Source organism: uncultured Tenacibaculum sp., assembly GCF_947495995.1.
Taxonomy (GTDB): Bacteria; Bacteroidota; Bacteroidia; order Flavobacteriales; family Flavobacteriaceae; genus Polaribacter.
Map to the genome: position 1 here is coordinate 96,800 of NZ_CANMAX010000001.1, position 19,876 is coordinate 116,675.

Annotated in this window: 14 protein-coding genes and 1 riboswitch; of the genes, 1 reads left to right on the forward strand and 13 read right to left on the reverse strand. The window is 31.9% G+C overall.

Annotated features, from left to right (window positions below):
• Window positions 1–14: 14 nt before the first annotated feature.
• From Q1A15_RS00440 to Q1A15_RS00465, 6 genes are all read right to left on the reverse strand, one after another.
• Complete coding sequence (locus Q1A15_RS00440) at window positions 15–4,406, reverse strand: hypothetical protein (protein ID WP_299617260.1); 4,392 nt, start codon at window positions 4,404–4,406, stop codon at window positions 15–17.
• A gap of 320 nt (window positions 4,407–4,726) precedes the next feature.
• The gene (locus Q1A15_RS00445) at window positions 4,727–7,027 is read right to left on the reverse strand and encodes a S9 family peptidase (RefSeq protein ID WP_299617261.1); all 2,301 of its coding nucleotides are present in this window, start codon (window positions 7,025–7,027) and stop codon (window positions 4,727–4,729) included.
• 82 nt (window positions 7,028–7,109) lie between these two features.
• Window positions 7,110–8,066, reverse strand: a complete 957-nt coding sequence (gene metF, locus Q1A15_RS00450) for a methylenetetrahydrofolate reductase [NAD(P)H] (RefSeq protein ID WP_299617262.1) — start codon at window positions 8,064–8,066, stop codon at window positions 7,110–7,112.
• A gap of 17 nt (window positions 8,067–8,083) precedes the next feature.
• A complete protein-coding gene (locus Q1A15_RS00455; RefSeq protein WP_299617263.1) occupies window positions 8,084–8,323 on the reverse strand; it encodes a hypothetical protein in 240 nt (79 codons plus the stop codon).
• A gap of 163 nt (window positions 8,324–8,486) precedes the next feature.
• Complete coding sequence (metH, locus tag Q1A15_RS00460) at window positions 8,487–11,156, reverse strand: methionine synthase (RefSeq protein WP_299617264.1); 2,670 nt, start codon at window positions 11,154–11,156, stop codon at window positions 8,487–8,489.
• A complete protein-coding gene (locus Q1A15_RS00465; protein WP_299617265.1) occupies window positions 11,146–12,159 on the reverse strand; it encodes a homocysteine S-methyltransferase family protein in 1,014 nt (337 codons plus the stop codon). Before Q1A15_RS00465 ends, metH begins: the two co-directional genes overlap by 11 nt.
• 49 nt (window positions 12,160–12,208) lie before the next feature.
• Window positions 12,209–12,324: riboswitch (SAM riboswitch) on the reverse strand.
• Window positions 12,325–12,422: 98 nt separating this feature from the next.
• Between Q1A15_RS00465 and Q1A15_RS00470 the strand changes: the two genes are divergently transcribed.
• Window positions 12,423–13,226: a hypothetical protein gene (locus tag Q1A15_RS00470; RefSeq protein ID WP_299617266.1), complete on the forward strand. Its 804-nt coding sequence runs from the start codon at window positions 12,423–12,425 to the stop codon at window positions 13,224–13,226.
• A gap of 71 nt (window positions 13,227–13,297) precedes the next feature.
• Here the strand turns inward: Q1A15_RS00470 and cysM are convergent, their stop codons facing one another.
• The 7 genes from cysM to Q1A15_RS00505 all read right to left on the reverse strand — a co-directional run bounded on the left by cysM (window position 13,298) and on the right by Q1A15_RS00505 (window position 19,869).
• Window positions 13,298–14,185: a cysteine synthase CysM gene (gene cysM, locus Q1A15_RS00475; protein WP_299617267.1), complete on the reverse strand. Its 888-nt coding sequence runs from the start codon at window positions 14,183–14,185 to the stop codon at window positions 13,298–13,300.
• Between the two features lie 3 nt (window positions 14,186–14,188).
• Window positions 14,189–14,911, reverse strand: a complete 723-nt coding sequence (gene epsC / locus Q1A15_RS00480) for a serine O-acetyltransferase EpsC (protein ID WP_299617268.1) — start codon at window positions 14,909–14,911, stop codon at window positions 14,189–14,191.
• A 23-nt stretch (window positions 14,912–14,934) separates the two neighbouring features.
• Window positions 14,935–15,261 carry a 2Fe-2S iron-sulfur cluster-binding protein gene (locus Q1A15_RS00485; protein ID WP_299617269.1) on the reverse strand — a complete coding sequence of 109 codons (327 nt, stop codon included), beginning with the start codon at window positions 15,259–15,261 and terminating at the stop codon, window positions 14,935–14,937.
• 82 nt (window positions 15,262–15,343) lie between these two features.
• On the reverse strand, window positions 15,344–16,399 hold the full coding sequence (locus tag Q1A15_RS00490; protein WP_095074184.1) for an NAD(P)/FAD-dependent oxidoreductase: 1,056 nt from the start codon (window positions 16,397–16,399) through the stop codon (window positions 15,344–15,346).
• Window positions 16,396–16,986, reverse strand: coding sequence for a bifunctional precorrin-2 dehydrogenase/sirohydrochlorin ferrochelatase (locus Q1A15_RS00495; protein ID WP_299617270.1), 591 nt, complete (start codon window positions 16,984–16,986; stop codon window positions 16,396–16,398). The genes Q1A15_RS00490 and Q1A15_RS00495 overlap by 4 nt, the downstream gene beginning before the upstream one ends.
• Complete coding sequence (gene cobA, locus Q1A15_RS00500) at window positions 16,979–17,752, reverse strand: uroporphyrinogen-III C-methyltransferase (RefSeq protein WP_299617271.1); 774 nt, start codon at window positions 17,750–17,752, stop codon at window positions 16,979–16,981. The genes Q1A15_RS00495 and cobA overlap by 8 nt, the downstream gene beginning before the upstream one ends.
• A gap of 5 nt (window positions 17,753–17,757) precedes the next feature.
• A complete protein-coding gene (locus tag Q1A15_RS00505) occupies window positions 17,758–19,869 on the reverse strand; it encodes a nitrite/sulfite reductase (RefSeq protein WP_299617272.1) in 2,112 nt (703 codons plus the stop codon).
• Window positions 19,870–19,876: the final 7 nt, after the last annotated feature.

Genomic DNA, 19,876 nt, shown 5'->3' on the forward strand with positions numbered 1-19,876 from the left:
AAATGATTATTAGTTTAAAACTGTTGTCCTTTTCCTGAATTCGGATTCAATAAATTATTGATATCTGAGTTTTGAATTTGTCCGTTCATATCCATATCAGCAGCATTGTAACCTGAAGCTCCTAATTGAGAAATGATTCCATTGATATCAATATTTTGAACTTGACCATTTCCATCATAATCTCCTGAAGTTAATCCGTAAAAACCATTACTTAATAGTGTAACAGCATTAGAGTTCCCTAACAACAAACTTGGATCAGAAGTAAAATCAATTGTAGTTCCAGAAATTAACAACTCAACAGAAGTCGCAGTTAATATTCCTAAATGAGATCTATGATTTACAGAAACATATACATTATTGTCGTCAGACAAGCTAAATGATAGTGGGGAACTTCCGTCTAGAGCAACGACGTCTCCATCTCTTTGTAATAATCCAGATTGAGAAGCCACAACAATAGAATGATCAGTTTTATCTCTTAATTCTATCCAAACCCAATCGACAATAGCATTATCTCCTGTCGTATTTAAAACTGAAGCTTCACAAGAAATTTTATCAGAATACGGACTTGTTACAGGAAGCATACTATTAGAACGAATATCGTCTCTCATGATACTTTCTTCTCCTGTGTTCGGATTAATTGACGCTCCTTGTAAATATATTTTCAATGCAAGATCGTAGTTTATCGGGCAAACGGATTCACTAAAACTCGTGTTTGAATGTCTGTCCGTCCAATTTGTAGTTGAATAAGCTGCATCGTCTACAGAAATACAAGATAAGCTTGAATTAAGTGTTGTATTAAAGTTCGTAATATTTGTATTTGTTCCGTTTCGTAAATCTAAGCTTACAAGATTATTATTATCTAGTCGAACAAAAACTAAGGCTGTATTATTCGATAAATCAAGAGTTGTAATTTCATTATTAAATAAAGAGATCTTTTTTAATGCAGGAACATTTGAAAAATCGAAAGCAGTAAAATCATTTCCATAACCAACTAATTCTTCAAAATATTGTAGCCCTTCAAGATTTAATACATCCATGTTATTGTCATCACATTTAATGTATTCTAACAATGTATTGTTTCTTAAATCTAAATCTTGAATTGCATTATCGTTACATCGTAAACTCGTTAAAGCTATAAAATCTGATATTCCTGTTAAGTCTTTAATATTCTTAGTTCCTACATCTAAACTTGTAACTACTTCGATTAATTCCGTTGGAACTTTTCCATCTGCTGAGATATCATCATAACCTAAAGCTTCTAAAGCTGATTCAAATTTTTCATCTGGAATAGTAGTATATCTACAATCTAACACTGTAAAATATGCAGTTGCATCTATGTTCGTCCAATTTGAAGTTGCATAAGCCGCATCATCTACTGAAACACATCTTAAATCAGTGTTATTATTCGCTACGAAAGAAGTGAAATTTGTATTGTTTCCATTTCTAACATTTAAAGTAGTTAACTCATTATTTGCACAGTTTAATTCTGTGATTAAAGTATGTAAACTAACATCGATACTTGTAATCTCATTATCTTCAACCAATAACGACCTTAACTGTAAATTCTGATTAATATCTAGAGTTGCTATATTATTTTGAAATATATCTAGTTCTCGTAAATCTGTATTTTGTGTAACATCAATACTTGTTAATTGATTTCCGTATAATACTAAAGTTTTTAACGCTGTATTTTTTGAAACATCGATAGTAGTTAATCCGCTTGAATTTAAATTTAAAGTTTCAAGTTTCGTATTCTGAGAAAGATCGTATGTAGTTAATACATTTCCTGCACTGATTAATATTTCAAGATTTTTAAAATCTTGGATTCCTGTTAAATCTGTAATTGATTGATTCGAAATATTCAAACTCGTTACGAGTTCAATCTTTCTTGTTGGTACTTTTCCATCACCTGAAATATCATCATGACCTAAAGCTTCTAATCTTGCTTCGAAGTTAGCATCTGGAATTGTTGTGTATTTACAATATTGATCATTAAAATTAGAAGTACCATCAATGTTTGTCCAGTTTGTAGTACTCCAAGAAGCATCATCAACCAAAATACACGAAAGAGCAGAATTCCCTGTAGCAATAAAATTAGAATTTGTTATTGCTGTATTATTTCCATTCTTTAGGTTTAAGTAAGTTAAATTATTGTTTTCACATTCTAATCGTTCCAAAGCTGGATTGTTAGATAAATCTAACTCGGTAAAATTATTATCTCCAATTCGAAGTTGTTTTAATAGCGGCAATGTAGATACATCTAATGATGAGAAATTTACACGCTCAATAATAACAACTTCTAACTTTGTGTTCGACATTACATCTAAACCGGTTAAAGCTGTATCTTGTAAATATAAGAATGCTAATTCTGAGTTATTCGAAATATCTAACGTAGTTAAGTTTGGACAATCACGTAAATTAATCGTATTTAACAATGTGTTATTTGCAACATTTACTGTTGTAAATAAATTATTTCTAATATTTATAAAAGTTAAATTCGGAACCTGAGTTAAATCTATCGTAGTTAATTGATTATATCTTCCTTCAATTGAACCTAAATTTGAATTTGATCCTAAATTTATGCTTGCAACACTGTTGTTATCAAAGTTTAAATTCTGAAGATTTGAGTTATTACTAACATCTAAACTTGTTAATGAGTTCGTTTCTACATTTAAATCTGTTAATGCTGTAAAATCCTGAATTCCTGTTAAATCAGAAATACTCTTATTACTTACGTTTAAATTAGTAACATTTAAAATTAGTTCAGTTGGCACCAATCCGTCACCTGAAATATCATCATAACCTAGTGTATTTAGTGCTGCTTCAAAATTACTATCAGGAATTGCTGTAAAATCAATGGCATCTACTGTAATCGTTCCTAAGTTTACAGCACAAGAAGAAGCATCAAATCTTACCCAAACATTATAATCTCCCTCAGTTAAATTGTTTAATTCTGCAGTTCCTGAAGCATCATCAAAACTATACGGATACGTTACACCATTATCAACACTAAACTGAATAGAGCTTTTTGTAGCCTCATCAGAAAAATTGACTTTAATAATTCCATCATTAGAAGCTGCACTTTCTCTAACAACTTCTGAAACTGAAGCTGTAGGTTTTAAATCCGATGCTAAAGAAGCGAAATAAATTGCTCCTGAATTTGTAGGAGAATCGTCTTCATTTTGTCCGATAATTATATTCGGAAAAGAAACAGCTACTGATCTATTTGCAAACTCATCCCAACTAGAACCAGAAGTAAGTTTAGAAATTTGAGTCCAGTTATTTGTTCCATCATTTTTGAAGATATAGACAGCATCTGTATTTGTAGAACCATTTCCGAAAGAACTTACATATAAATAATCTCCATCTAAAACCACATTAGAACCAAAACGCTGATCGTTATAACTGTCTTTATCATCATTTTGAATCATTACGCGATTAGACTCTAAATAATCTCCATTAGTATCTGCCTTGTATATAAATACTCTACCTTGATCTGCTTCAGGAGTAGAAGATACTTCAAAATTATAAGCCCCAATAGCTAAATAATCTCCTTCAACATCTAAACCACTACCAAAATATTCAGAAGTTTCTGTTCCTCTTAATCGGTGAGTACGAGACCAAGTTCCATCATTAGCTTGCTCCCAAATTTGAACGGATCCAGCTGATGCTCTTCCTACTGAAGAATAATCTTGAGCACCTGAAACATAAGCTTTTCCATTTTCAATTTTTACATTATAACCGAATCTCGCTCCAGAATAATTAGATTGAACTTGAGGTTCTAATTTTGTTTCAGAATATGTAAATGTTCCTGTACCATCATTCTCATAAACATATGCACATCCTCCAACACTTCCATTTCTAGCTCCAACTAAAATAAGATTTCCTTCAATAGCAATAGACTCTCCAAATCGATCGTCTGAAATACCATCACTTGGATGAAAAATAGCTACCTCTGTCCAAGTTCCAGCTCCGTTATATTCAAATAAATACGCAGCTCCAGTATCAACATCACTAGAGTTTAATTGTGATCTGGCTCCAACAACCAAATAATTTCCTTCAATTGCTACTGATGATCCAAAGTTATCTCCTGAAAAACCATCACTTGCTGTTAATATGGTTTGTTCAGACCAATTTCCTGATCCATCATTTACATAAATGTATACTTTACCTAATCCTGCTCCATTACTTCGAGATGTAACTGCGGCTATATCACCGTCTATTGCAACGCGTTCTCCAAATCTATAATTTGAAGTAGCATCGCTAGCTTTTATTTTTGTTGCGCCTGCTGAAGTAACATTTAAAGTTCCTGAAAATAAACTTTCATCAAAAGGACAATCTTCTGTTTGACTAAAGCTAGATAACACGTAAAAAAATAAGGGGATAAAAAGTATCTTTAGTTTCATAATATACATTTACTTTAGGTTATGTGATGTAACCACCTCTTTATTGTTTTTTTGATCAATAGATATTTATCAAATTCTTGCACAATAGTAATCGATTTGAAAACCAGAAAAAAGAAATTCTAGGGTGCAAAAAAGGGTGCAAAAACCACAACACTTTATTTCAAAAGGAGTTACAATGAACCCACAAAAAACTTCAACGTATTAAAACAAGGAACCTTTTTAGATTTAAGAACACTAATATTTTTTGAATTTGGCATAAAAAAAACCGAGATGTACATCTCGGTTTTCGTAATATTAAAAGTTTTATTTTTTACTATTTATTAATGTTTAATAGGCTCTTGAACTTTTCCTTTAAGATGTTTTGCATAGAATCCCATCATTGATTTATATAACGCTATTCTATTTTCTTCTTTTCCAAAACCATGTCCTTCATCATATCTTACCATGTACGGAACATCTACACCTTTAGCTCTAAGTCCTTCTACAATTTGATCTGACTCATCTATATTTACTCTAGGATCGTTTGCTCCTTGAACTACAAATAAAGGCTTCTTGATTTTATCGATATGGAAAACAGGTGAAACTTCGTTCATAATTGCTTTTTCAGCAGCTACATCTTCGTCGTACCAAATTTCTTTGATAATTTTTAAATAAGGTTTCCAATAAGGAGGAATAGTTTTCATGAATGTAAATAAGTTAGACACACCAACATAATCTACACCACAAGCGTATAAATCTGGAGTTTTAGTTAAACCTCTTAATACAGCATAACCACCATGACTACCTCCGTAAATTGCAGCTTTCTTTGCATCTACCCAACCTTTTTCGGTAACATATTTTAATCCGTCTTCTACATCATCCATTGCTTTTCTACCAATTTCTTTAAATCCTGATTCTAAGAATTTTCTTCCATATCCACCAGAAATTCTAAAGTTAACTTGTAACGTAGCATAACCTCTACTTGCAAATAATTGTGATTCTGGATTGAATCCCCAAGAATCTCTAATTCCTTGTGGTCCTCCATGAGGATTTACAATTACAGGAACTTTTTCTCCATTTAAAGCCGCTTTAGGTAAAGTAATATATCCATGAATTGTTAAACCATCTCTACTTTTAAATGTAATCGGACGCATCTCAGCCATGTCTTCTGGATTTAACTGAGGCATTGTGTTATAAATCTCTTTTAATTCATTTTTCTTTAAATCGTAGATGTAATAAATACCGTATAATTTATCACTAGTGATGTATAACATAAATTTAGTTTCATCATCAGTTTTTCCAGTAATATAATATTGCATTCCAGGAAGTTTCTTCTTTACAGCTTTATCTATTTTTTTGTAGGTTTTACTTACAGGAATTAAAATATTCTTTTCTCCTTCATACGATAAATAATCGATAGCGTAGTTGTTCTTTTTAGATAACCCTAAACCTCCAACATCATACTTTTCGTTTGAGAAAATTTTCTTGATTGTTTTTTTCTTCTTTAAATCATATAATAAAATTTCGGCTTTATCTGTTTCTAAATTACTTAACACATAAGCATCGTGTGGGTAATCTGTAGCATAATTGAATGAAATAATACCGAAATTATCTTTCCAATTTAATTGTTTCCATAACTCATATCCTCCTTTTCCATCTTCATAATACACCTCCATATTTACACCATCTTTCAACTTCGTGTAACCTCTTAAATTTCCGTCTTTATCGAACTGATATCCTGCAATTGGATTACTTGCGTCTTTATTTACAAACAATTGCTTGATTTCACCTGTTATTACGTTCAGTTTATAAGGCTCAAAAATTTGTGGATTGTTTTTGTTTAATTGAACAATGATATGATCTTTATCTTCTCTTAATAAAGATTCGAAATTAGCTCTAACACCTTCGAAAGGAGTTAAATCTTTATTATTACTTCCGTCTAAATTTACAGCATAAATATGGTAGTTTTCATTTCCTCCTTTATCCATAGTATAAAAAAGGCGATTAGAATTTAACCATCCGTATCCTCTAATTAATTCTTCTTTTTGTTCAATTACTCTTTTTGCTTTTCCTGTTTGAGTATTTTTCACATATACATGTTGCTTTCCATTAGCATCACTTTCTTTATATGATAAATATTTTCCATCAGGTGAAAAGCGGAATGAACTTCCTTTTGGATTCGCAAAATAATCTTCAACAGAATATTTGTACGTTCCCTTCTCTAAAGTTGAAAGTTTATTTAAATCTTGTTCTGAAGAAACCAATGTTGGATTTCCTGGAACTGTTTTTTCTGTTTTTTGTAATGATAATGGAATTTCCATACCTCCTTGTTTAAAGGTTCCTTTGAACTCTTTTCCTTCTAATTTTGCTGAATAATTAATTCCTGCTTTTTTAAATACAACTGTTAATGTATTATCAGTAAACGTAGTTATATCCATTGAAATTCCTGTCGCACCTTGAGATGGACTATCCATAGTTGAAGAAAATGCTCCGTCTTTTTCAGAAATATTAAAAATTAAAGGCATTTCCATACCTTGAACTTTTAATGTTCCTTTCCAAGAACCTGTAATTTTTTGAGCACTTCCTACAGCAACACTAACTACAAAAAGTAAAAGTGTTAATAGATGACTGCTTTTTTTCATTTGAATTTGTTTTAGGTTATTAATCTGACTTTATATAAGTTAGTATACTCACCTAACAAATTGTTACAAACAGTTTCTATTTTTAAAAAACTTCTTTGGCTATTTTTTTAATATTATCTGATTTTCCCATTGAATAGTAGTGCAAAACAGGAACGCCCGCTTTAATTAATTCTTTACTTTGCTGAATTGCCCATTGAATACCCACTTCACGTATTTGTTTATTGTCTTTACATGCCTCGATTTGCTCTACCAATTCTTGAGGTAAATCTAATCGGAAAACTTGTGGTAACACATGTAAATGACGTTTTACAGCAATTGGTTTTATTCCGGGAATAATAGGCACATTAATTCCTGCTTCTCTAGCTTTTTCAACGAAATTGAAATATTTCTGATTATCAAAAAACATTTGCGTAACCACATAATCTGCACCCGAATCTACTTTTTCTTTTAATCGTTTTAAATCAGATTCGATACTTGGCGCTTCTAAATGCTTTTCAGGATAACCAGCAACTCCCACACAGAAATCTGACTTGTATGGAGTTTCTATGATTTCGTGTAAATATTTCCCTTTATTTAAATCACTGATTTGTTTTACTAAATCTGATGCGAATTTATTTCCACCGTTAGAAGCCTGAAAATATTGTTGATCTTTTCTAGCATCTCCACGTAACGCCATAATATTATCAATTCCTAAATAATGACAATCGACCAAAACATATTCTGTTTCTTCTTTTGTAAATCCACCACACAATACATGCGGAATTGCATCTACATCATATTTATATTTTAATGAAGCACAAATACCAACCGTACCTGGTCGCATTCTTGTGATTTTCTTTTCTAATAATCCGTTTTCTTTTTCAATGTAAATGTATTCCTCTCTAGATGTTGTAACATCTATAAACGGAGGTTTAAATTCCATTAACGGATCGATATTATTATATAATTGCTGAATATTTTGTCCCTTTTGCGGTGGAACAATTTCAAATGAAAATAACGTTTTCCCCTTTGCCTTTTTTATATGTTCTGTAACCTTCATTTCTAATTTTCTATCTGTTAAAGTAACTGCTGTCGTATTTCATTAATATCACCTTCATATTCCCAGTAAATCCATCTTCCGTGAGCATAATCTGTAAGAATAAATTTTTCACTAACAGATTTTATTCTATCTAAATTGACTAACTTTCTATTAAAGCCATCGACAGTTACTTCTTCAATTATTTCTTTATTTTGAGCATCGAAACCATGAACAATTTGATGGCTTCCTAACTTTAATTCTATAAATCTTTTACTCATTTTATTTTTATTGAATGTCTAAGTTCTGATGTCATTCCGAATTTACTTGTGCTGAATTAATTTCAGTATTTCGGAATCTCATAAGACTATTAAACAATTCGTAATGAGAACCTGAAACAAGTTCAGGTTGACGCGAACTTATCATTATACATTCCTGATTTTTTTAATCTGCAAGTACTGGATTCAACCACTTTTTTGCATGTTCTAAAGAATTACCTCTTCGGTTAACATAATCTTTTAGCTGATCTTCTTTTATTTTCCCTAAACCGAAATATTTAGATTCTGGATTTCCGAAATAATACCCAGAAACACTTGCTGCTGGCCACATGGCTAAACTTTCGGTAAGTTTAACTCCGATAGTCTCTTCCACTTTTAAAACATCCCAAATGATATTCTTTTCTAAATGATCTGGACAAGCTGGATAACCTGGAGCTGGACGAATTCCTTTATAACTCTCTTTAATTAATTCTTCGTTAGATAAGTTCTCTTGATTTACATATCCCCAATGTTTCGTTCTTACTTCTTTATGTAAGTATTCTGCAAAAGCTTCAGCCAAACGATCTGCGATAGCTTTAATCATAATTGAATTATAATCATCGTTATCTTTTTCGAATGCTGCTGCTAATTCTTGAGTTCCGAAACCTGCTGACACACAAAAACAACCTATGTAGTCTTTCTTTCCAGTTGTTTTTGGCGCTATAAAATCTGCTAATGCAATATTTGGCACACCTGATTTTTTCTTCAATTGCTGACGAAGTGTTACGAAAGCAGCTTGAGTTTCTCCGTTTTCGTTATATACTTCGATATCATCTTCATTTACTGTATTCGCTGGAAACAGACCAAAAACTGCTTTTGCTTTTAGCAATTGTTCATCTATTACTTTTTGTAATAAAACTTGCGCATCTTTATATAATTCTGTTGCTTGTTCTCCAACAATTTCATCAGTTAAAATATTTGGAAACTTTCCGTGTAAATCCCACGATCTGAAAAACGGACTCCAATCGATATAATCTAACAGCACTTTTAAATCCAGATTTTCAATAACCTGAGTTCCTAAGAAATTAGGTTCTTTAATCTCTGAAGTTTCCCAATCTATTTGGAATTTATTTTCTCTTGCTTCAGCTAATGAGATATAATTCTTCTGCTTTGTTCTGTTTAAAAATTGATCTCTAAACTTATCGTACTCTGTTCGAATTTGTTCTTTATAAACTTTATTATTCTCTTGTAATAAATCTCCAACAACAGTAACTGCACGAGATGCATCGTTAACATGAACTACAGAATTGGTATACTTCGGTGCAATTTTAACCGCCGTGTGTGCTTTTGATGTTGTAGCTCCACCAATTAATAATGGAATATTCATTTGTTCTTTTTCCATTTCGTTGGCCAAATACACCATTTCATCTAACGACGGTGTAATTAATCCGCTTAAACCAATAACATCTACTTGCTCTTTTTTAGCAGCTTCAATTATTTTTTCTGGCGGAACCATTACTCCTAAATCAACAATTTCATAGTTATTACAACCCAAAACAACACTCACAATATTTTTACCAATATCGTGTACATCTCCTTTTACAGTTGCCATTAAGATTTTTCCAGCAGATGAAGCAGCACTATCTTTAGACTCTTCAATAAAAGGTTGTAAATATGCTACAGCTCTTTTCATTACACGAGCTGATTTTACCACTTGAGGTAAGAACATTTTTCCGCTTCCGAATAAATCACCAACCACATTCATTCCTGCCATTAAATTTCCTTCAATAACTTGAATTGGTCGATCTACTTGCTGCCTTGCTTCCTCAACATCTTCTTCAATAAAAGCATCTAAACCTTTTACTAAACTATATGTAATTCTATCTTGTAATGCTTCTTCTCGCCAAGCTAACTTTTTAGAATTTTCTTCTTTTTTCGTTCCTCGAACAGTTTCAGCAAAATCTAATAAACGTTCAGTAGCATCGTCTCTTCTATCTAATAAAACATCTTCTACATGCTCTAATAAGTCTTTAGGAATTTCATCGTACACTTCTAACATGGTAGGATTTACAATTCCCATATTCATTCCATGCTGAATCGCATGATATAAGAAAGCAGAATGCATTGCTTCACGTACTATATTATTTCCACGGAAAGAAAAAGACACATTACTCACACCTCCAGAAACACTTGCATACTGTAAATTTGTTCGAATCCATTTTGTAGCCTTAAAAAAATCTAAAGCATTTTTTCGATGCTCTTCCATTCCAGTTGCTACCGGAAATATATTTGGATCGAAAATGATGTCTTCTGGAGCAAACTTTACCTTATCAACTAAAATTCTATATGAACGCTCACAAATTTCAATACGCCTTTCATAATTATCTGCTTGTCCAACTTCATCAAAAGCCATAACAATTGTAGCTGCTCCGTATCTTTTAATCAATTTCGCTTGACGGATAAACGTTTCTTCTCCTTCTTTTAAAGAAATTGAATTGACTACACATTTACCTTGTGCTACTTGTAATCCCGCTTCGATAATTTCCCATTTAGAGCTATCGATCATAATTGGAATTCGAGCAATATCTGGTTCTGAAGCAATCAAATTTAAAAATGTTACCATGGCATGAACACCATCTAACATTCCTTCATCCATATTTACATCAAGAATTTGCGCACCACCTTCTACTTGGTCTCTTGCGACTGCTAATGCTTCTTGATATTTTTCTTCTTTAATTAATCGTAAAAATCGTCGAGAACCTGTAACATTTGTTCGTTCGCCAACATTAATAAAGTTACTTTCTGGAGTAACAATTAATGGTTCTAATCCTGATAATTTTAAATATCTACTGCTCATTCCCTGCTACCAAAACTTTTCTTGGTTTATAATTTTTAGCCACATTTGCAATTGCTTTAATGTGTGCTGGAGAAGTTCCACAACAACCTCCAATAATATTAATTAATCCATCTTTTAAAAAACTCTCAATTAAATCTCTCATTTCTTCTGGAGTTTGATCATATTCACCAAAAGCATTTGGCAAACCTGCATTTGGATGTGCAGAAGTAAAAAACTCTGTGTTATGCGATAATCGTTTTAGATAAGGTTCTAATTGTTCTGCTCCTAAAGCACAATTAAATCCGACACTTAATAAAGGAATATGAGATATTGAAATTAAGAAAGCCTCAACTGTTTGTCCAGATAATGTTCTTCCACTAGCATCTGTAATCGTTCCAGAAATCATTACTGGAATTTCGATTCCTCTTTCTTCTTTGACTTCTTCAATAGCAAAAATTGCAGCTTTTGCATTTAATGTATCAAATATTGTTTCAACAAGTAAAACATCTGAACCACCATCCAATAAAGCTTCTACTTGTTGTTTGTAAGCGATACGTAAATCATCGAAAGTTACAGCTCTATATTCTGGCTTATTTACATCTGGAGATAAACTTGCTGTTCTGTTTGTTGGACCAATAGAGCCGGCTACAAAACGTGGTTGCTCTGGATTTTTAGCTGTAAATTCATCTGCTACTTCTTTAGCAATTTTTGCAGACTGAAAATTTAGTTCATAGACTAAATCTTCCATATCATAGTCTGCCATAGCTATTGTTGTTCCAGAAAAAGTATTGGTTTCAATAATATCTGCTCCAGCCTCTAAATATTTTCTATGTACTGATTTTACAGCTTCTGGCTGTGTTATAGATAATAGATCATTGTTTCCTTTTAATGGAATATGATGTGATGTAAATCTTTCTCCACGAAAATCTTCTTCTGTGAATTTAAATTCTTGAAGCATAGTTCCCATTGCACCATCAAGTACAAGGATTCTTTTTTGTATTTCTGTAAAAATGTTGTGTGACATTCCTGATATTTATTAGTTAAAGTTATCAGGAAAAGAAGAAGTATTCTTTGGGTTATCTCTCCACAATATTTTAAATATTGAAGTAGAATTTAGCACCTTCTTTGTTCACACAAAGGGTTGCTAAGGCTTCAAAGGGTCTATTCCCTCCACCTTTCTTGATAACTATAAAATGTTTATGAACTGAATTACAAAGTTATTAGTTTATTTTTTATTACACAATAATAGATTGTTTTATATTTAAATTTATTATTTAAACCTCCAAAATGGATATTGAAAAAGTTAGACAAAAAATTCAATCTTATAAAGATGAAGTTAAAGATTTACATCCTTTTTTAAAAAACTTCTTTACTCATCTACCTTATATTAAACATATAGAATACACTCATGGAAACAGAGAATATGGTTCTGACTTTGTCTTAGTACAAGAAGATCAAACATTACTTAAAGAAAAATATACAGGTGTAGTTGTCAAAAGTCAAAAAATTACACAGTCAGACATTGAAAATATTGAACGTCAAATAAATGAATCTTTTAGGATGCCTAAAACTATTTTTAATGGGCAAAAAAGAATTTTGTTAGATAATGTATGGTTTATAACTAACAATAAAATTACTATTAATGCTCAAGATAAAATCAAAGAATACTTCCGTGGTAAAAACCTAACAATTATAGATATAGATCAACTGACTAATCTAGTTTTAAATCATTATAAAGAATTCCAAAATATTTTAAAAGATAATATTTTCACTATAGAAAATAATCACATAAAAGGTTCTGGTAAATTTCCAAAAATTGATATACAAGGGAAATATTTAGGTTATTATGAAAATAACTATAATGAACAATTTATCTTCATTGGTGATCAAAAAAATCAAACTGCTACAATATACGGCGGAGATTTAGGTTGGGAAACAGAAATTAAATTATCAATGGAAATGGATAAAACAGATTATATTTTCAGCAAAAATGAAATACTATGGATATCAATTTGTTTTTCAAATATGTCTTCAAAAGATATAACAGAAACTAACTCTTTTTTTACAGAAAAACTAAGCTACATTTTATAATCAAAAAGCCTTTTCAAAAATGAAAAGGCTTTTTATTTATATATTTTCGACGACAATCGAACTAAAATTCTCTACACAAAAATATCTGATGATAAATAACGATCTCCTCGATCACATATAATTGCAACTATAATTCCTTCATCTAGTGTTTCTGCTAATTTTAATGCTGAAGCTACTGCTCCACCACTACTCATTCCTGAGAAAATTCCTTCCTCACGAGCTAAACGAATGGTCATTGCTTTTGCTTCTTCTTGATTTACCTCTAAAACTTTATCAATTTTTTCTCTTTTAAAAATTGCAGGTAAATATTCTTCTGGCCATTTACGAATTCCTGGAATACGAGCTCCTTCTTTTGGCTGAACACCAACAATGGTAATATCTTTATTTTGTTCTTTTAAATAATCTGAAACTCCTGTAATTGTTCCTGTAGTTCCCATAGCAGAAACAAAATGAGTCACTTTTCCTTCAGTATCTCTCCAAATTTCTGGTCCGGTTGTACTATAATGTGCTTTCGGATTATCTAAGTTATCAAACTGATTTAATCTAAAATATCCTTTCTTGTATTTTAATTCTAAAGCATGATCAATAGCTCCTTCCATGCCAACTTCAGATGGTGTTAAGATTACTTCTGCTCCGTAAGCTCGCATTGTTTTTACACGTTCTACAGTTGCATGTTCTGGCATTACTAATACCATATTTAATCCTAAAACTTTCGCCATTAATGCAAGTGCAATTCCTGTATTTCCACTTGTTGCTTCTACTAAAGTATCTCCTTTTTTAATGTTATTCTTTTTCAAAGCTTCAGAAATCATGTAATACGCTGCTCTATCTTTTACACTTCCTCCTGGATTATGTCCTTCTAACTTTAAAAACAGACGAACATTTTCTTTATTTATAATATTTGTAGCTTCTACTAAAGGTGTATTTCCTACAAAATCTGTAATATTTTTTGCGTTCATATACTAGTTGTAAATACTATTTTGTGATTTATAAATCACAGTTGAATTTGGCTCTATAGACTTTGTTATGCAAACATTTGCTCCGATAACTGTATTTGATCCAACCACAATATTTCCTAAAATTGTAGCATTTGCATAAATGGTTACATTACTTTCTATCGTTGGGTGCCTTTTAACTTCTGCTAATTCTTTTTTTACTTGAATTCCACCTAAAGTTACTCCTTGATAAATACTAACATTATTTTCAATAATTGTAGTTTCACCTATTACGACACCTGTTGCATGATCGATAAAGAAAGCTTCTCCAATTGTTGCTCCTGGATGAATATCTACACCAGTTAAACTATGTGCATATTCACTCATCATTCGAGGTAAAATTGGAACATTAATTTTATACAATTCATGACTTAAACGATATATCGCAATGGCATGAAAACCTGGATATGCTAAATATACTTCTCCTAAACTTTTACAAGCTGGATCTGTATTTTCAAAAGCTTTAGCATCTAAATCTAATTTCTTTCGGATATCGCAGAATGATGTTTGATAATACATCCAAATTTCTTCGTGCTTTTCTACAGATAACCCTTTTAAGATTTTTACAAACTTACTTTTTAAATGATTGGCTTTTTCCTGACAAACATCTTCAAACAATGCATAAAATAGTTGTTTTGTAAAGTATTCTACATCGTCTTTTAGTGATAAGTTGTAATTTCTGAATTGCATTTTAATTTTTTATATAAATATAATTAACTTTCTGGAGCCAACTCTACTTCTAAACCTTCTAATTCTGGTGTCATTTGTATTTGACAACCCAACCTACTATTATCTTCTACATCGAAAGCTTCTGCTAACATCGCATCTTCATCATCAGACATTTCTGGAAGCTCGTGGTTAGACGTAACATAACATTGACAAGAAGCACACATGGCCATTCCTCCACAAATTCCTATGGTTCCTTCTGGAGCTAATTCGTAAGAACGAACAACTTCCATTAAGTTCATTGCCATATCTGTCGGAGCAAGTACATTATGAATTACACCTTCTCTGTCTTTTATTTTTATATTAATATCCATTTTTTAAGTCTTTAGTAAAAAGTAGTAAATATTAAACACTTCGATAATTACAACTCTTTACTTTTTACTCTTTTATTTAATGCTAATTAATTGCTTTTACTACGGCTTTTGGCGCCTCTTTTTTAGTTCCATCAAAACCTTCTACTCCTCCTACAGTTGTATATTTCATTACATACTTTTTATCTGGAAAGATTCTCTTATATGCACTCTGACACATTAAAGTAGCTTCATGGAAACCGCATAAGATTAATTTTAATTTACCTGGATATGTATTCACATCTCCAATAGCATAAATCCCTGGGATATTTGTTTGATAATCTAAAGAATTGTCAACTTTAATAGCATTCTTTTCAATTTCTAATCCCCAATTTCCAATCGGCCCAAGTTTTGGAGCTAATCCGAATAAAGGAATGAAATGATCTGTATCAATTATAAATGGTTCTTTATCTTTTTGCTCTACAACAACACCTGTAACTTTATCGTCTCCAAGAATTCCTTTTACCTCAGCAGGAGTAATTAAATTAATCTTTCCTAAGTTCTTTAATTCTTGAACTTTTTCTACTGAATCTAAAGCTCCTCTAAATTCATTTCTTCTATGAATTAATGTTACTGATTTTGCAACATCTGTTAAGAAAATTGACCAGTCTAAAGCAGAATCTCCACCACCTGCAATTACAACATCTTTATCACGATATAATTCAGGTTCTTTAATCATGTATTCGACTCCATTATCTTCGAATTGAGCTAGATTATCAATCTTAGGTTTTCTTGGCTCAAAACTACCTAAACCTCCAGCAATTGCAACTACTGGTGCTTTGTGTTTTGTTCCTTTATTCGTTGTAACGATAAATGTTCCATCGTCTTGTTTATCGATTGTTTCTGCACGTTCTCCTAAAGTAAAACCTGGTTGAAACTGCTTTCCTTGTTCTAATAACTTCTCCGTTAAATCACCTGCTAAAATTTCAGGATAAGCTGGTATATCGTAAATTGGTTTTTTCGGATAAATCTCTGAACATTGTCCACCTGGTTGTGCTAATGCATCTATTAAATGACAACGTAATTTTAATAATCCTGCTTCAAAAACTGTAAATAAACCTGTTGGTCCTGCTCCTATTATTAATATATCTGTTTCTATCATTTTTCTATCTTTTCTACTAAACCTTTAGTAAACTCGTTTAATGTTTCTACTTTTTGTTCAAAATTTCCTTTAATTGTTTTTCTATACTCGTTCAAATTCTGCACGAGGTCATCTATTTTATCTGGAATTACTTCCTCAAAAAATTGTCGTAATCTTTTTGCTGTTGTAGGTGATTTTCCATTGGTAGAAATTGCAATCTTTACATTTCCTTTGGTAACTACACCTCCCATATAAAAATCACAATATGGTGGATTATCTGCTACATTTACCAACTTACTTTGCGCTCTACAATCTTTGTAAACCTCAACGTTTATTTCAGGAATATCTGTGGTTGCGATCACAATATGTTTTCCATCTAAATACGAAGTTTTATACATATCGTTAATTAGCGTGACATCACCCTTTTTTGCTAAAGCTTTTGTTCCTTCTCTAAACATTGGAGAAACAATCGTAATTTTTGCATCTGGGCTAGATTTTAACAGAAACGTAAGTTTTTCTTCTGCAACAAAACCTCCTCCTACAACTAACACCTGTAAATTCTTAACCTTAAGAAAGACAGGATATAAATTATTTCTTTCTTCAACCATTTGTAACTGCTTTTATTCCTACTTCATTTTGAATCTTTGCTAAGATTTCTCTATGTCTTACTACTTCTCCAATAACTATAATCGCAGGATTACTTAGTTGTTTTTCTTCAACTACTGCTGCTATAGTATTTACAGTTCCCACTCCAACTTTTTCTTGTGGTGTTGTTCCTTCTTGAATAATTGCTACAGGTACATCACCTTTTCCTTCTTGTTCAAACAAACTTGTGATTTGAGAAAGTTTTCCCATTCCCATTAATATCACAACTGTTGCGTTTGATTTTGCTGCTAATGCAACATCTTTAGAAAGTTTATGCTGTTTTGTAGTTCCTGTAATTACCCAGAAACTTTCTACGCTTCCTCTTTTTGTTAATGGTACATTTTGATATGCTGGAACTGCTATTGATGACGAAATCCCTGGAACCATTGCCACTTCTAACCCGTGTTGTGCTGCGTATTCCATTTCTTCAGAACCTCTTCCGAAGATAAAAGGATCTCCACCTTTTAAACGAACCACGTGTCCGTGCGATTTTCCTCTAGCAACAATTAACTCATTGATTTGTTCTTGTTGATATCGGTAACAACCACGACGTTTTCCTACAAAAATTAACTCAGCATTCGGATTCACGTGATCTAACAATTCTGCATTTACTAAAGCGTCGTATAATACAACATCTGCTCTTTGTAATGCTTTAATTGCTTTTAATGTGATTAATTCAGGATCTCCCGGTCCTGCTCCTACTACAGTTAATTTTGGAATTACGTTCATCGTATTTATTTTACTTCAACTTCTAACTTTCTGTACGCATCTACCTTTTGATAAAAATTCTTTGCTTTATTCGCATATGCTTTTGCGAACTCTTCAGTTGGTTCATGTTTATTGATTTCGTAAACCAATTCTTCAAAAGAACCCTCTAAAACGATTCTATTTGTTTCAACAAATACTTTATCAAAATTCGTTATGATTGCTGCTTGAGTATTTGTTTTCACTTTTGATCCTTCTGCAGTCAATAACGCTTTTGCAGTGTTCACAATTGATGCATATGCATGGTAAATACTATCTGACCATTTTTGCTCTTGAATTGCTGCTTCTGCGTTTACTATTTTTTCTTCGCTTTCGAATAAAAGTGTTGCCACTAAATCTATAACCACACCGGCACATTCTCCTACACCAATGGCTTTTACATATTTTTTATCGTGTCCCCAATCCACAAAGTCATCCTCTGTTAAATCGTCGGTACTTGATAAATGCTTCAGAATATCATAAAAGTAAGTTTTTCCTCTCCTATCATAATAATTCAAAAAGGTTTCTTGATTATTTTTATGATTTTCGAAATCATTTAACAGTATTTTTAAAGATTCCGGACCACGTTTACTTGGAACTTTAATTACTTTATCAGAAAATCGTCCAGCTCCATTTCCTAAAACACCTCCACCTAATAAAATTTGTAATGCAGGTGCAACTAAATTTCCTGACTTAATTGACATTCCTTGAAAACCAATGTGTGCCATATTATGCTGACCACAAGCATTCATACAACCACTAATTTTGATTGTAATGTCCTTATTATTTACATACTGTGGATATTCTTTTCTTAGCACACGTTCTAATTCTACTGAAATACCTGTACTACTCGCTATACCTAAATTACAAGTATCTGTTCCAGGACAAGCAGTGATATCTAATAAACTATCGTATCCAGCTTCTGCAAAACCAAGTTTATTTAATTCTGTGTAGAAGAATGGTAAAAAAGCTGCTCTTACATGACGAATTAAAATATTCTGACGTAATGTAAATCGTAACTCATTTGCTCCGTATTTCTTAATTAAATCAGCTAACTTTCTAGCTTTATCAGTATAAAAATCACCTAAATGTACTTTTATTCCAATAGCAAATAAACCATCTTGTTTCTGCGGAATTACATTTGTAGATTTCCATAAATCATATGCATCTTGATCTTCAATAGTTACAGAAGGAACTTCTGATGTTTCAAAAACAATTTCATTTTCAAACTCAGCTGTATCAATAGGATAAGATTGATATGCTAAAGCTCTTTTTTCTTTATCTACTAAATTTAAAAATCCATCTAAACCTAAATCTTTAACTAAGAATTTCAAACGAGCTTTTGCTCTTTTAGCTCTTTCTCCGTAACGATCGAAAACCCTTAAAACTCCTTCTATAGTTGGAATTAATAGATCTGTAGCTAAGAAATCATACATTACATCTGCATGCCTTGGCTGAGAACCTAGTCCACCTGCTAACACAACTTTAAATCCGCGAATTTCTTGATCTCCGATCTTTTTAGTTTTAGCTATAAAACCTAAATCGTGAATAAAACTTAACGCAGTATCATCATCTGTGGCAGAAAAAGACATTTTAAACTTTCTCCCCATTTCTTGACAAACAGGATTTCTTAAGAAAAATTGAAATGTTGCGTGTGCATATGGCGTTACATCAAAAGGTTCTTTAGGATCTATTCCTGCAGTTTCTGATGCTGTTACATTTCTTACTGCGTTTCCACAAGCTTCTCTTAATGTAATATCATCTTTCTCTAATTGAGACCAAAGCTCAGGCGTTCTATCTAAACTTACATAGTGAATTTGAATATCTTGTCTAGTCGTAATGTGTAATCTTCCTCTAGAATATTCATCAGACACATCAGAAATACGATGCAATTGTTCGCTAGTTACTTTTCCGTACGGTATTTTTATACGTACCATTTGAACTCCTAACTGTCTTTGCCCATATACACCACGAGCTAAACGTAGACTTCTAAAACGCTCTTCATCTACCTTTCCTTCCTTAAAAAGTCTAATTTTTCTTTCTAATTCCAAGATGTCTTTTTCAACAACTGGATTTTCTATTTCGCTTCTAAAACTTTGCATGGTAATA